Here is a 15,142-nt window from a genome sequence, read left to right on the forward strand (position 1 = left end):
CAAATCTAAAGCCATTAGCTGTCGTTAAAAACTTACTTTTTTGATTATGGGGTTTACTAAGGATAGTACTTGAAGTTCTTTATACCAATCAGAATTTAAAATGCACTGACAATCTAGTGAGTGTTTAATGCTAAGTATTTGAGAATAGCTGGCAACCATAATCCTTTTGGTAGGATTAACCCCCAATAAATAAGCAGGCCAAGCAACGCTAACACCAATAGATTGTAGTAAGCTCCTTGGCGGTATATTAATTATTAAACGATTAATATCACCGCTTTGCACGGCATTTAAATAATCGGTAATTATTCTTATATGCTTACTTGGATAATACTCCGCTCCAGGATTAATAGTATTAAATTAATTATAAAACTATGAAAATCCTGTCGTAAAATAGAATTTAAGAGTTCTTTAGAGTGGAGCATATTGTACCTACATCGTCATTGCGAGGAAAAATTGTAAGTTTTGACTAAGCAATCTCAGGCAAGATTCCTAAGATTGCCACGCTCCTTGAAATCGCTTGCAATGACCTTAAAACCTTATCATAAATTATCATTGCCATTAATCCCCTATAGTATATAATTTTGAAAAATAATATATTTATCTATGAAATTACTAAAAATTATTTTTATCATTACTATATGCATTAATTTTCCTATATTCGCAGAAAATTTAGAGTCGGTTACTACAACCGAAGATATTGAAAATGACGTATTTATCCTTCTTGATGAAAATCATCCTATTTTAAATCCAAACGATAATATTAATGATAGTTCTGAGTTTAAAAATTATACAAATGGCAAAATTATTGCTCTAAATAACATTACTGCTACTTCTGAAGAGATAGATTTTAAAGTCGGGGAAGAAAAATATTTCGGTAATATAAAAATCAAATTGCACAAATGTATAAAAAACCTTGATCCATATAATGAAGATAATTATTTGTTGATGACCATAACGGAATATAAAATAGACGAAGATCCTAATTTACTCTTTCAAGGATGGATGATTTCTTCAAGCATTTCACTTTCAACGTTTGAACACCCAATCTACGAAATTTTTGCTAAAGATTGTTTTTAGATGCAATATTTAATTTCAAGTTTAATATTTTTAATTCCAAGCCTTGGGATGCTGGCGGGCTTATCCGCTGCAGCTACTGTTACAATTTTTTTGCTTATATCATTCCTGCGAGGTATTAATCGTCATTGCGAGCGACTGAAAGGAGCGTGGCAATCCAGTAACAATGTCATACCGTGGCTTGACCACGGTATCCAAAAAATAAAAAAAGACTGGATCCCACTACAAGCTCACGGGATGACAATGTTATTCACCGCTTGGTGCTTTATATCTTGTTTATTCGCAATTCATCTTATTAATAGCTTAGCTACTTTTACTCAAGTTTTTATACTCTTATTTCTTGGCTTTGCAGTTAGTAATTCTGCTCCTTTTCAAAATCGCTTACAGCTTAAAAAAGCCTTAATATTCGGAATTCTCACAGCAATATTATTATTCTTCATCGAATATTCTTCTAATGGATTTTTAACAAGAATATTCAAAACTAGTTTTGGCTTATATATGCTAGATCGTGGTTGTGCTTTACTTTCAATTACCGCTTGGGTAGCGATTATAATTTTACTTTCTAACGGTAAAAAACGACATACCTTAATGCTATATATATTAGTACTTTATGTACTAAGTATTTCCGATAGTTTAGCAAGTTTTTTAGGCTTCGGTATAGGAGGAGTAATATTTATTTTAACAAGATTTATGAAGCCGATATTTTTCAAATTAATCGCAATAAGTTTAATTACCGGCTCGTTACTATTTCCTGTGATAGCTAAACAAATAGAACCACAAGATTTATCTGAAAAATATTTAGCTACACAACCTTCCGCTGCTCATCGTTTATTTATTTGGCATTTCGTCGCAAACAAAATCATTGAAAAGCCGATTTTAGGCTATGGCTTAGCTTCTTCTAAATATATCGAAGCTGGTGATAGTGAAATGATCGATTACAACGGAGAAAAATGGCATCCTTTGCCGCTTCATCCTCATAATAATATATTACAAATTACTCTTGAACTCGGTATAATAGGTTTAATATTATTTTTATGCTTAGTTTATAAATATCTCAAACAAATTAGTAATCTCGAAAATAAAAATTTCAAGGCAATTTCCTATGCATGTTTTATAAATTACTATATTATCGGCATGATTTCATATAATATTTGGCAAATATGGTGGATATCAAGCGGTATTTGGGTACTAGTTTTAATGAAGCTACTAGTTAAACCTGATATTGTCATTGATAATTGATGCTATTTGAGGTAAATATAGAGTTAAGTGTCATTAAATCTACGTCATTGCAAACAGCCGTAGGCTGCGTGGCAATCTCATCAAATATCCTGAGATTGCTTCGTCGCATTACTGTGCAATTCTTCTCGCAATGACGGAACAATATAATAAAAAACATATGCTACAAAACTCAGAACTTTTACAAGAATATCTACCGATTGCCATATTTTTCGGTATTGCGGTATTGGTTTCCGGTTTAATAATGATTCTACCTAACCTATTATCGACAAAAAAATATAATAAAGATAAGCTAGAACCTTATGAGTGCGGTTTTGAGCCTTTTAGCGATGCAAGATCAAAATTTGACATATGTTTTTACTTAGTTGCTATTTTATTTATTATCTTTGATCTTGAAATTGCATTTTTAGTGCCTTGGGCTATTAGTCTTAATACGATAGGTAAAATAGGCTTTTTCTCAATGATGTTTTTCTTATTCGTACTTATTATCGGGTTCATATATGAATGGAAGAAAGGAGCTTTAGACTGGTAGTAATATGAAAAATAATTTTTATCAAGAAGACGAATTATTAAGTAATGAGCTTTCTAATAGAGGATTCTTACTCACTAAAGTTGATGATGTTATAGGCTGGGCGAGAGCTAATTCCTTATGGCCTATGACTTTTGGGCTTGCTTGTTGTGCTGTTGAGATGATGCAGGCAGCAGCAAGTAGATATGATATGGATCGCTTCGGTATGTTATTTAGACCAAGTCCAAGACAGTCCGACCTTATGATAGTTGCAGGAACGCTTACTAACAAAATGGCACCAGCTCTACGTAAAGTATATGATCAGATGGCTGAACCTAAATGGGTGCTTTCAATGGGTAGTTGTGCCAATGGCGGCGGCTATTACCACTTTTCCTATTCGGTAGTGCGTGGCTGTGATAGAATCGTACCGGTTGACGTATATGTCCCTGGCTGCCCTCCTACCGCCGAAGCATTAATTTACGGGCTGATGCAGTTACAGAAAAAAATTAAACGCACTACAGGTTTTAAGTATGACGCTAGACAAACTCATTGAAAGACTTGCAGCTAAATCTAGCATTTTAATAACTCCGATCACGGTTAAAGATTACCTAGCTTATAAAATCGAGCCGAATTTTTTATTGCCGTTTTTAAAAGCTTTAAAAGAATCGGAAGAATTACGCTTCACTCTACTTACTGATTTATTTGGGGCTGATTTTCCTCAGAATAACGTAGTCAATTCAGTTGGGCTTGGCCACAAGGAGCAAGGCGCGAAGCCTATAACTAATAGGAGAACGACGAGCGACAATGTAGGCGAGTCCAAATCAATTGACTATAAAAGGTTTGAAGTAGTATATAATTTATTAAGCTTAAAATTAAATAAGCGTCTTATAATAAAAGTATATATATCTGAAAAAGAAACTATACCTTCAGCAATGAATATATTTAGTGCCGCTTGTTGGTATGAGCGTGAAGTTTATGATATGTACGGGGTAAATTTCGAGGGTAATGACGATAAAAGACGCATACTAACCGATTACGAATTTGAGGGGCATCCATTACGTAAAGATTTCCCGTTAACAGGCTATACACAAGTTAAATATGATGAGAAGCTAAAGAAAGTAGCTTATGAACCGGTCGATTTAGACATAGAATATCGTGAGTTTGATTTTAGCTCGCACTGGCATAGCCCGAGTTATGTATTGCCAGGTGATGAGAAGGCAACTAATGTCATTCCTGCGAAAGCAGGAATCCAGAAATAAAATGAATGTCATCCTGTGACTTGATCGCGGGATCCAGAAAAAATACAAAAGACTGGACCCCGTGGTCAAGCGAACTAGGTGACAGTAGGAAAAATACTATGACTAACAACACCAAAACTATAACTCTAAACCTTGGTCCACAGCATCCGGCAACTCACGGAGTTTTAAGGTTAATCCTTGAGATGGACGGGGAAGTAGTAAATAATGCCGACCCTCATATTGGGTTACTTCATCGTGGTACGGAAAAGCTTATTGAGCATAAAACATATTTGCAGGCTATACCATATTTTGATCGTCTTGATTATGTTTCACCGATGTGTCAGGAACATGCATTTGCTTTAGCTGTTGAGTCGTTATTAGAATGCGAAGTCCCACGAAGAGCTCAGTTTATCAGGGTACTATTCTCAGAGCTAACAAGAATTTTGAACCATACTTTGAATATTGGCAGCCAAGCTTTAGATATCGGTGCTACTACTCCTTTATTATGGCTCTTTGAAGAGCGAGAAAAGATCATGGAATTTTACGAGCATGTTTCCGGCTCTCGTATGCATTCAAACTACTTTAGACCGGGCGGGGTTGCAGCAGATTTACCCGAAGGTTTACTTGAGGATATAGATAAGTTTATAGAACAGTTTCCTCCTAAACTTCACGATATTGAAAGTCTACTAAATGAAAATAGATTATGGAAACAACGTTTAGTAGATATCGGCGTTGTGTCTCAAAAAGAGGCAATGGACTGGGGGTTTTCAGGACCAATGCTTAGAGGTTCGGGTATAGCTTGGGATTTACGCAAGTCAAACCCTTATGACGTTTACGATGAAATGGACTTTAAAGTACCAATCGGCAAAAACGGTGATTGTTACGACAGATATTTCGTTCGTATGCTTGAAATGTACGAATCAATCAAGATAATCAAGCAATGTATAGAAAAAATGCCGAAAGGTGCAATTAAAACCGATGATCCTAAATTAACACCACCGACAAGAGCCAAAATGAAAGAATCTATGGAAGCAATGATTCATCATTTTAAGCTCTATACGGAAGGATATGACGTCCCAGCCGGCGAGACCTATAAAGCCGTAGAAGCCCCTAAAGGCGAATTTGGTGTATATTTATACTCGCAAGGAGGTAATAGACCTTATAGATGTCGTATTAAAGCACCCGGCTTTGCTCATTTGCAAGGACTAGATTTTATGTCTAAAGGTCATTTAATGGCAGATGTTATTACTATTATTGCAACGCTTGATATAGTATTTGGTGAGATAGATAGGTAATATATTTGTCATGCCGTGGGCTTGTACTTGCGTTGCTCTGTCATTCCTGCGAAAACAGGAATCCATAAAATAAAACTAAAAAACAAAAAATATATTGGGTATATATATTATGCTCTAATAAGCATGGTACTTTATATATTGGTATTACTCATAATATAATAAGTCGTGCTTATGAACATAAACAAAAAATAATAAAAGGTTTTACCTCAAAATATAATATTATAAAGCTTGTTTATACAGAAGAATTTACTGATATTCAAGAAGCACTTACAAGAAAAAAACTTGAAAAAATGGCAACGTAGTTGGAAAATAGAACTGATAGAAAAAACTAATCCTGAATGGAAAGATTTAATTAAATAGTTCTACGGATTCCTGCTTGCGCAGAAATGACATAAAACTATACCGTACTAAAAATATATGAATACAAAAATTACAAATTTTACATTTGATAAGAAAAATTTAAATCTAGCAGAAGAGATTATAAAAAAATATCCACCGCATGGAAAAAGAAGTGCAATACTTCCGCTGCTTGATCTAGCACAACGTCAAAACGGCGGCTGGCTACCTGTTCCTGCTATCGAATATGTCGCAAATATGTTAGCAATGCCTTATATACGGGCTTATGAGGTTGCAACATTTTATACTATGTTTAACTTAAAGCGAGTTGGTAAATATCATATCCAAGTATGTACTACTACTCCTTGCTGGCTGCGTGGTAGTGATGATATAATGAAAATTTGCGAAAAGAAATTAGGTGTAACACTCAAAGAAACTACTGAAGATCAAAAATTTACTTTAAGCGAGATAGAATGTTTGGGAGCATGCGTTAACGCTCCGGTCGTACAGATTAATGACGATTATTATGAAGATCTAACTCAAGAAAAAATGGGGAAAATAATAGACAAGTTTCAAAATGACTAGAATCTTATTATTATTACTTAGATTTTATCAATATTTCATTTCTCCACTACTTGGCAATAATTGCCGGTTTCACCTCACTTGTTCTGAATATGCCAAAGAAGCTATATCAATGCACGGCAGCATAAAAGGCTTGTGGTTTACCTTTAAAAGAATCATCAAATGTCAACCGTTTTGCGACGGCGGATATGATACAGTTCCAATCTCTATAAAAAATTCTAAACCACTTAATAAAAAAATATAAATTATGTTTATTGTAAAACTTAAATATACCTTAGGCTTAGATCTTTCTTCTGTTGAAAAATTTATTACGAAACATAGAAAATGTTTAGATACATGTTATGATAAAGGACATTTTATTAGGTCCTATACATCCAAGAATTGGCGGTATTATTTTAGCTAATATAGAAAAACTAAGTCAGCTTAAAGATATATTAAGAGAAGATCCTTTTTATATAAATAATATAGCTGAATATGAAATTACTAACTTCACTCCTACAAAATGGAATAAGAATTTAAATATTTTTTTTCAAAAACATGAATAAATTAATCCCTTTACCTCGTGAATTTTTTGCAAGAGATACTAATGTAGTAAGCACTGAGTTAATCGGTAAAACTCTTTATTTCCAAGGTAAAACAGCTATCATTACTGAAACTGAAAGCTATATAGGGCAGAATGATCCTGCTTGCCATGCAGCAAGAGGGCGGACAAAAAGAACGGATATAATGTTTGGTCCTGCAGGCTTTAGCTATGTCTATTTAATTTACGGAATGTATTATTGTTTAAATTTCGTAACCGAAGCTAAAGGCTTCCCTGCTGCGACCTTAATAAGAGGCGTACATGTTATTTCGCCTGAAAATCTATACCTCAACGGTCCGGGTAAATTATGCAAATATTTAGGAATTAATATTTCTCATAATAAATGCGATCTCATAAATAACAACGCATTTTTTGTCGGTGATATCGGCTTAAAGCTACCCTACTCTACTACTGCTCGTATAGGTATTACTAAAGGCACGGATAAATTATGGCGTTATGTTGTTACAGATATCACTAATTTAATCTCTCAATATAATGTACAGCCTTAATAAGGTCATATTGATTTACGGCAAAAGGACCTCGAAAAGGTTTGTCTAATATAAATAATAACAAAAGCACTGATGATGAAGTGATACAAACTAAACCAACCGAAATCTTATGTAAATAAAGTTTGGTGCCAAGCATACAGACAAAAATTAAATTAATAGCAGTCATTATACATACAACTATCCAATATTGAATATTTAAGGAAAAATAGGACATTTTAATCCTGTTATACCTTACTGTATAAAGCTCTTTTATCTCCTCAATGATTTACCTGCTTAGTCAATAGCTGCATTTGCTCGCGTGCTTTATAAGCTTGTAGTCTCTTATTAATATCTTGGAGGAAACTAAGAGCTTCATGACCGATTTGCTTGCCGTCTTTCATTAATTGCCATTCACGCCGCATTACACCTTTGGTATAATTTTTAATATCTAGATAAATTGTAGGCCTCATTTCATGAGGAAGCCAACCTACACTATCTGCAAGCCTCATCAACACTATAGATTCTGCTGCCACCCCTTCTTGTGCTTTATTAAAATTACCGAGTAAATAAATTAATACAAAACCGGTTGATACCTCATACATACTACCGACTACACCCGATAAAAACCCGCCAAGACTTCCAAGCTCTTCTTTTTGAAAATTATTAGGAATAATGTATTTTGTTAAATATAAACATCCCGCACAAAAACTCATCAAAACAATATTTATTATGATGAATAAAACAATATTAGGAACGGTATAGATAAAGTCAATTATATGATTACATAGGTATTATTAACCATGCCCTGCTGAATATTTATGTAATATACTAGAAATAAGAGTTTGATAAGGTAATCCCTCATAAGCAGCTTTTTGTTTTATTCTCATTAAATCACTACTAGAAATACGAATATTTATTCGAGTATCTTTTTTTAAATAATTAGCTGCTGCCACTTGTGATATATGTTTCTCTTGTTCAAAATTTTTAATTCTTTGCCATTCATCATTTTCAAAAGACTCCAGCAATGCGTTTTCTTCAGCATCTAGTATTAATATTTGATATATTCTCTTTATTTCTCATTACTTTTCCTATTTTTAGATATTCCTGAGTAGCTTTGTGACGTGGAATAATAGTCTTTAAAAAAACTGTTCCATCAACTTCACTAATAAAAGGCACTAAATAGGCGTATTCATTAAATTTAACTATATACATTTTTTGCTCTGAATATTTATTAGCATTTGGATGCTCTATTATATCCAATAAACAATTACTTTCTATAACTGATATTATTTCTTCAAACCTTACCTTGCGCTCACTTATTAACTTATAATTTTTTTCAGCAGAAAAGCTATAATTACATTTCTTTGTCATCTTATGATATTAGTACAATGTATGCTTTATGTCAACACTACACTTCCATCTCTTCTAAGACCACTGTAGAATCAGCAAGTTTAGTAATTTTTTCAATTTTTAACCGAGCTTCTTTTAGTTTTTTCTCACAATGATTCTTAAGTAAAATACCTCTTTCAAAGCTATTAACTGCCGTCTCTAGACTCTCTTGTCCGTTATCTATTTTTTTAACAATTTCCTCAAGCTCTTTTAAAGCTTCTTCAAAGCTAATATTTGCTTCTAAAGTTTTAGTATTAGTCATTTATTTTTATTTTTAATGGTTATCTGTATTAATTGTGTCTTCAGTTGTTTGGGGTATAAGTAATTTTTTTAGCTCACTACTATCAAAAGTTTTCTTAGGAGCAAAAATACTCCCTTGCATTTTTATATTAAGATGTGCCAAGATATCTTTATCAGAACTTGTATTTGAGGTATTTAACTTAACAAGCCTTGCCGGCACGTAAAATGATAAAATACTAGATGCATCCATATCAAAATTATATATATTAACTGCAAAAGAGGCCGCACCGCTACTATATTGTGTTGCAAATTTTACTTTCTTTAAAAGGGCAATACCTTTTTGTAGTTCAATATCACCGCTTATACCTCTAATATTTTCTTGTCCTGTGGTTATAGCACTATTTATATCTTTATCTAAATTTTGTACCTTATAATCAGCTGTATCAATTTTTTCTATAAAAGCATCAATTGCAAAATTATTAACATCTATATTGTTTATAGCAAATTGTGATTTTGTAGTAAGGTTATATAGCTGGCTTTGAAGAGTGTTACCGTTAGTTCCTAAACTACCGCTTATACTTATTTTTCCGCCACTTGCAGTAAATATTTTAGGCATAAGAGCTGAAACTTTGTTTAAATCTATTGTATTTAAAGCATATACGAAATTTATAGCATAAGGTTCTAATAAAATATTGCCGTTACCTTGAAGGTTACCACCTAATAATTCTGCTTCAATATTATTAAATTGTAATAAATTATTATTATTTGCTACATAAAATTTAACATTTTTCAATATTAAATCATTTTGTAATAATGTCGACAATGTACCGGAAACTTGTAAGGTAGCTTTATCTAAACTATAATCATTTATTAATTTATTTCTTAAATTAAGCATTCCTGCCGGTGATAATAAATCAGTAGTAAGATTACCGTCCTTAATTTCTACGGTCAAAGACGGTAATACACTCGATGCATCTAAGTTCCAGCTAGTTGATAAATAGCTGTTAGCAGTTTTAAAATCTAAATTACTAATTTTTATATTAGCTGGTACGATTTTAGCAAGCAAATTCATTTTGTCAAATACATGATCGTTATACTTAACGCTATCTATCAGAATATCTAAATTAGCTAAATATCCTATTGTTCTAATAGGGATGAATTTACTTGGATAATCTAGAGCTTGCATATCTTTAGTTAAATTTTTTGTAAATTCGATAAGCGGCGAAATTATTGGATACGTTCTACTGCTTAAGTCAAGCGAAGATATATTAAGCGTAGCGTCTAAACGAGGTGTTTGAGCAATAAATTTACTAGAAAAATTTCCTGATAAATTTAAATTATCTGTTTTGAGTAATAAATTTTTAAAAAATAAATCTATTAAAGTGAGTTTTAAATCCGATGACAAGCTAAAAGGAATAGCTTCTTTAATAGTAAAGTCGTTAAATCCTAAAATATTCAGTAACGAATTTATATCGTTGTGCTTTAAATACAGCTGTCCATCGAACATACTTCTAACGGCATTCTGTGTTACATTACCTGTAAGCTTAAATTCTCCACCTGATTTAATATTACCTGAAAATTCATTTATCTTTAAAGTACCCTTTGATAAGTTAGACGAAAAGACTATTTTTTTTAGTTCTTCATTATTACTTAAAATTATTTCGTTAATTGCCACGTCTGCTTTAAGTAATTTATTGGCAAAAATAAATCTAATATTTGAAGAAGAAGTATTAAATGTTACCTCTGCATTTGGAGAAATTAACGAACTTAAATCTATTTTAGGAAAATCTAGTTTTACATTAGTAGTAATATTATCATTTTTAGCAATGTTAACAAATCCATGACCAATAATAAAAGATGATGCTATTACTATGTCTTTTAGTTCTATTGCATCTTCATTATTTGAAATATTAAATTTAACGTTTACTGCCTCATGTTGATTAAATTTATTAAAAAAATGGTTTAAATCCGGTAATATATTATACATTACCGATGCTAAATTTTTAATCTGATATTCACCACTACCGCTAGTAAGCTTAGAATCTTTGTAAATTTGCGATAACTTAAAACCATAATCATTATTATCAATATTAAGACTAAAATCTACTATATCGTCACGTTTATTAATTGAACCTGAAATTTTACCTATATAGTTACTTGTAGTTTTAAATATGTAATTAGACGATAAAGCATTTTCTTTTTTTAATATACAATTATTAAAATTTAAAATAGAATAATCTTGTTTATTAATAATACTGAGATTAGTAACATTTAGATTTATATTTTGTAACTTATATTTAAAGAAATTCTTTATTAACTCTTCATGATTATAAATATTTAATACATTAGAATGTGAATAAAATTTAGCGTCTAATATATCTATTTTATTAATTTTAGGATTAAATTTTATAAGCGACCACAACGCAAAATGAATTTTAATCTGCTCTAAATCTAACTTTCCTTCTTCTCTTATCGTCTCAATAACTAAATAGGACAAAGGAAATTTATGCATCTTTATTTTTCCGATATTTTCTTTTGCAATTCCTAAATGACTGGTAAAATTATTAGTAACCGAATTATAGTTAACAAACGATAATGCACCAAACATTATAAATAACAATAATGAAAAACAAATTATGACGCCGGCAGCTATTTTTTTTATCATGTCTGTAAAAAAGTTTAATACATTATTATATATAATTATCAAAATTTAAAGGCAAATTAATGAATTCTTTAGAAAATTTAATTTTAGTCGGTGTAATAAAATCATGTCATGGAATTAAAGGTCATGTAATGTTAAAATCTTTTACCGACCCTGCTACAAAAATACTTGAAAGAAATTTAGTAAATGAGTCAGGAGCAAATATACATATTAAGCTAATTAGCCAAAATGCCAAAGGAGAATTAATTTGTACATTTAATGATATAGCTACTCGAAATGAAGCTGAACATTTAAAAGGTTATAAAATATTTTGCTTAAGAGCAAGTTTACCGGAACTAGAAGAAGATGAATTTTATATAGCGGATTTAACTCATTTACCGGTATTAAACCAAGATCATAAAGAAATAGGCAAAATTAAAAATATTCTTAACTTTGGTGCCAGTGACATAATTGAAATAGAATTTTCAGATCAAACAACCGAATTATTACCTTTCAATAAAGAATTTTTTCCTATTATAACTAAAGATTATGTGATTTTAAATTATCAAAGAGAAGCTTGAATAATTTACCGTAGTTTTCAATTTCTTTATAGTACCCTACGATTCTTATTCACCTCTGTCTCATCCCGTGGCGTGACCACGGGATCCAGTTAAAAATACTAAATTTATTAGTATTTATTGTTTTTATGGCCCCCGTGGTCAAGCCACGGGGTGACACAGTGGGTTTTACCGGTCCACGCAACAACATCTACTCGCAATGACGGAAAAACCGATCCACGCAACAACGCCTCGTGGGAATGACATAGAATATAATTATTTTAATCCTTAATTGAGTAAATTATATAAAATTGACAATTAATCCTTAAATACTATAATTAATATATGTATATAAATAGAAGGTTAAGCTCTATGCCTAAAACTTTAAAATACTCACTTATTATATTTATAAGTATAATATTATTATTAATTGTTATTCCTTTCTTTATTCCTTTAAATAATTATAAAGGAATAGTAATAGATAAAGTTAAAGAGGCTACAAATAGAGATTTAACTATTAACGGCGACATAAAATTATCTTTACTACCGAATCCCGCAATATCACTATCAGAAATTAAATTATCATCAATAAACGGTACAAAAGAACCTCATCTAGTTTCCGTTGAAGGTGCTAAAGCGTCATTGCGACTTTTTCCTCTTTTTAGAGGAGCAATTGAAGTAGCTTCTATAGAACTGCAAAAACCGATTATAAATCTAGAAGTTTTAAGTAATGGACAAAAAAATTGGCAATTTTCTACACCTAATAATGCATCCAAAACAAATGAACTTAGCTCTGTAGAATCTACCGATACTAAAACTGAATTAGCACTTCCTATTTTGATTAGTCATTTTAAAATTATAGACGGCAAAGTAATATATATAGAAAAAAACAGTGAGAAAATATTTAACGATATTAACTTAGAGACTAAAATTAAAAGCCTTAAAGGTCCTATAGATTTGACTTTAGCTTTAAAGGCTTTGGAACAGCAAATTAATATAGACGGCAATATTGAAGAAATCGGTAAAATAATTCCGTTAAGTGCCAATATTAATCTTGCCGGTGCAAAAATTAAAATCGAAGGAAAATTTGATAGCGAAAATAATTCGTTCATAGGTAACACAAATATTAAAGGTAATACTAAAACTTTAGGTATGCCTGCTGATTTACAAAATGACTACGAGCTAACTACGGCAATTACTGCCGATAGTAAAAATATAGCTATTAAAGATGCTAGACTTAATTATCCAAATATAGAATTACTAGCAAATGCAAATTATGATATAGAGCGTAATAACCTGAAATCAAATATTATTATCAATCCCGGTAACATTATAACCGAGATTAGCTCTAATTTAGATAAGACAAATATTATGCTACAAGCTGATAGTTTAAAACCTATACTTGATGCTCTAAAACTAAAGACCGATAAATTACCGCCTATTATTAACCAAAAACTTATACTTACTTCTAATATAATTAGTAATTCTCAAGCAATAAAATTACAAAATATTAATTTATCGGCTGCAAATAGTAATCTAACGGGAGATATTGAGCTTAAAAATTTAGCACAAGATATAACTATTTCGCACAATCTAAAAATTAATAATTTTGAGTCGTTTATGTCTCTTATGGGAGTAAGTAATTTAAGTCAGATTGGAGTATTGCAGTTAAACGGAGGAGTGCAAAAAATTAAAGATACTTTCCATATTAATAATAAAATATCCGCTTTTAATACTAATATATCTATTAAAGGAGATATTAATTTAGAAACTCAGAAGCCCAATTTTAATCTTAACTTATATAGTCCGTTAGTGAATTTGGATAAAATTCTTACAAGTAATAGTCCTACTCCTGCTCCAAATAAAACTAATAGTCCTGCTACTCAAAACATACCTACAGCTAAAAATAATTCTCCTTGGTCAAATAATCCTATTAATTTAGGGTTTTTAAATGAAATTGAAGGGCAATTATCCGCAAATATTGATAAATTAACTAACGACTCATTAATCATAAATAATTTCAAAGCAAAATTAAATATCACCGGCGGCACGCTGAATATTACTGCAGTTAATGCAAGCATTTACGGTGGCGAACTAAGTAGCACCGGTTATGTGAGTTCAGCCAAAGATCAAAACGCTGCAATTAAAATCGATTTAAAAAATGCCTATCTCAAAAGTTTCACTCCACAATTGGATAAAATAAAAATAACTGATGGACGACTAAGCTTTAAAGCCGATCTTACTTCTCGCGGTAATAGCGTTTATACATATGTTAATAATCTAAATGGACAATTTAACGTAAATAGCGATAACGGGGAAATAAGCGGATTTGATTTAAACCGAATCGCAGATGCGGTAAATAATGCTAAAAATACCGAAGGAGTATTGCGACTTATTAACAGCTCCTTTAGTGGCGGATCCACATCTTTCAAAAATTTAATTGCCAGAGGAAATATAACGCAAGGCAAGCTTAATTTAAATGAATGTAGTTTAGATGCTTCACCTGCCACAACAAATGCAAGCGGTCAAATTAACTTACCACAATATATGATGGATGTTAGTGCAAGCGTTACTATTGCGGATTTACCGCCTATAGCCGTTAAATTATACGGATTCATAAATAATCCGCAGCATAAATTAGACGTTCAAGCCTTTCAAACATATTTAGTTAAAAACGTATTTAATAGCGTTATTAAAGACTTAAAAAGCGGAGAGAAGAAAACTGAAAATATTATTAAAGATGCTTTGGGTCTCAGAAAGAAAAAGGATACAAATACAGAGGAACAAAACAGCCCTCCGCAGGAAAACCAACAAGCAGATCCTGTAAATAAGCTTCTACAAAAAGGATTGAAGAAACTGTTTTAATGTGACCGTCACGGGTGTTGTGTGACTTATTATTCCTCTCTATGTCATCATCCAGCAAAACATATAATATAGTGTAGTAACAATGTTGAAGTTATTTTTTCTAGACTTAGTTA

At 31.5% G+C, this 15,142-nt stretch carries 16 protein-coding genes and 2 pseudogenes; 13 read left to right on the forward strand and 5 right to left on the reverse strand.

Annotation, left to right across the window (positions count from 1 at the left end):
• Nucleotides 1-603: 603 nt before the first annotated feature.
• From RPR_RS06825 to RPR_RS06875, 11 genes and pseudogenes are all read left to right on the forward strand, one after another.
• Nucleotides 604-1,077 carry a DUF2155 domain-containing protein gene (locus tag RPR_RS06825; RefSeq protein ID WP_012737000.1) on the forward strand — a complete coding sequence of 158 codons (474 nt, stop codon included), beginning with the start codon at nt 604-606 and terminating at the stop codon, nt 1,075-1,077.
• On the forward strand, nt 1,078-2,313 hold the full coding sequence (locus RPR_RS06830; protein WP_012737001.1) for an O-antigen ligase family protein: 1,236 nt from the start codon (nt 1,078-1,080) through the stop codon (nt 2,311-2,313).
• A gap of 157 nt (nt 2,314-2,470) precedes the next feature.
• Entirely contained in the window at nt 2,471-2,842 is a 372-nt protein-coding gene (locus RPR_RS06835; protein WP_012737002.1) for an NADH-quinone oxidoreductase subunit A, read from the forward strand.
• Nucleotides 2,843-2,846: 4 nt separating this feature from the next.
• On the forward strand, nt 2,847-3,371 hold the full coding sequence (locus RPR_RS06840) for a NuoB/complex I 20 kDa subunit family protein (protein WP_004995988.1): 525 nt from the start codon (nt 2,847-2,849) through the stop codon (nt 3,369-3,371).
• Complete coding sequence (locus RPR_RS06845; protein ID WP_012737003.1) at nt 3,349-4,077, forward strand: NADH-quinone oxidoreductase subunit C; 729 nt, start codon at nt 3,349-3,351, stop codon at nt 4,075-4,077. Before RPR_RS06840 ends, RPR_RS06845 begins: the two co-directional genes overlap by 23 nt.
• A 98-nt stretch (nt 4,078-4,175) precedes the next feature.
• Nucleotides 4,176-5,351 carry an NADH dehydrogenase (quinone) subunit D gene (gene nuoD, locus RPR_RS06850; RefSeq protein ID WP_012737004.1) on the forward strand — a complete coding sequence of 392 codons (1,176 nt, stop codon included), beginning with the start codon at nt 4,176-4,178 and terminating at the stop codon, nt 5,349-5,351.
• An 89-nt stretch (nt 5,352-5,440) separates the two neighbouring features.
• A pseudogene (locus tag RPR_RS06855) lies at nt 5,441-5,711 on the forward strand (GIY-YIG nuclease family protein).
• 57 nt (nt 5,712-5,768) lie between these two features.
• Nucleotides 5,769-6,272, forward strand: a complete 504-nt coding sequence (gene nuoE, locus RPR_RS06860) for an NADH-quinone oxidoreductase subunit NuoE (protein WP_012737005.1) — start codon at nt 5,769-5,771, stop codon at nt 6,270-6,272.
• Nucleotides 6,265-6,513 carry a membrane protein insertion efficiency factor YidD gene (gene yidD, locus RPR_RS06865; RefSeq protein WP_012737006.1) on the forward strand — a complete coding sequence of 83 codons (249 nt, stop codon included), beginning with the start codon at nt 6,265-6,267 and terminating at the stop codon, nt 6,511-6,513. The genes nuoE and yidD overlap by 8 nt, the downstream gene beginning before the upstream one ends.
• Before the next feature lie 97 nt (nt 6,514-6,610).
• Nucleotides 6,611-6,814, forward strand: coding sequence for a hypothetical protein (locus RPR_RS06870; RefSeq protein WP_012737007.1), 204 nt, complete (start codon nt 6,611-6,613; stop codon nt 6,812-6,814).
• Nucleotides 6,807-7,358: a DNA-3-methyladenine glycosylase gene (locus RPR_RS06875; RefSeq protein ID WP_012737008.1), complete on the forward strand. Its 552-nt coding sequence runs from the start codon at nt 6,807-6,809 to the stop codon at nt 7,356-7,358. Before RPR_RS06870 ends, RPR_RS06875 begins: the two co-directional genes overlap by 8 nt.
• Here RPR_RS06875 and RPR_RS09815 read toward each other — a convergent pair.
• From RPR_RS09815 to RPR_RS06900, 5 genes and pseudogenes are all read right to left on the reverse strand, one after another.
• Nucleotides 7,324-8,050: pseudogene (locus tag RPR_RS09815) on the reverse strand (hypothetical protein). The gene RPR_RS06875 and the pseudogene RPR_RS09815 sit on opposite strands and share 35 nt — an antisense overlap.
• Before the next feature lie 81 nt (nt 8,051-8,131).
• The gene (locus RPR_RS06885) at nt 8,132-8,362 is read right to left on the reverse strand and encodes a CopG family antitoxin (RefSeq protein WP_085065761.1); all 231 of its coding nucleotides are present in this window, start codon (nt 8,360-8,362) and stop codon (nt 8,132-8,134) included.
• A 10-nt stretch (nt 8,363-8,372) separates the two neighbouring features.
• Nucleotides 8,373-8,708 (reverse strand): toxin, encoded by a 336-nt coding sequence (locus RPR_RS06890; protein ID WP_085065762.1) that lies wholly within the window; start codon nt 8,706-8,708, stop codon nt 8,373-8,375.
• Nucleotides 8,709-8,745: 37 nt separating this feature from the next.
• Entirely contained in the window at nt 8,746-8,988 is a 243-nt protein-coding gene (locus tag RPR_RS06895) for an exodeoxyribonuclease VII small subunit (RefSeq protein ID WP_004996011.1), read from the reverse strand.
• A gap of 12 nt (nt 8,989-9,000) precedes the next feature.
• Nucleotides 9,001-11,631 (reverse strand): AsmA-like C-terminal region-containing protein, encoded by a 2,631-nt coding sequence (locus RPR_RS06900; protein ID WP_012737010.1) that lies wholly within the window; start codon nt 11,629-11,631, stop codon nt 9,001-9,003.
• A 59-nt stretch (nt 11,632-11,690) separates the two neighbouring features.
• Here RPR_RS06900 and rimM point away from each other — a divergent pair, with 59 nt between their 5' ends.
• Complete coding sequence (rimM, locus tag RPR_RS06905) at nt 11,691-12,188, forward strand: ribosome maturation factor RimM (RefSeq protein WP_012737011.1); 498 nt, start codon at nt 11,691-11,693, stop codon at nt 12,186-12,188.
• A 348-nt stretch (nt 12,189-12,536) separates the two neighbouring features.
• A complete protein-coding gene (locus RPR_RS06910; RefSeq protein ID WP_012737012.1) occupies nt 12,537-15,029 on the forward strand; it encodes an AsmA family protein in 2,493 nt (830 codons plus the stop codon).
• Nucleotides 15,030-15,142 lie beyond the last annotated feature (113 nt).

Source organism: Rickettsia peacockii str. Rustic, from assembly GCF_000021525.1.
Lineage (GTDB): Bacteria > Pseudomonadota > Alphaproteobacteria > Rickettsiales > Rickettsiaceae > Rickettsia > Rickettsia rickettsii.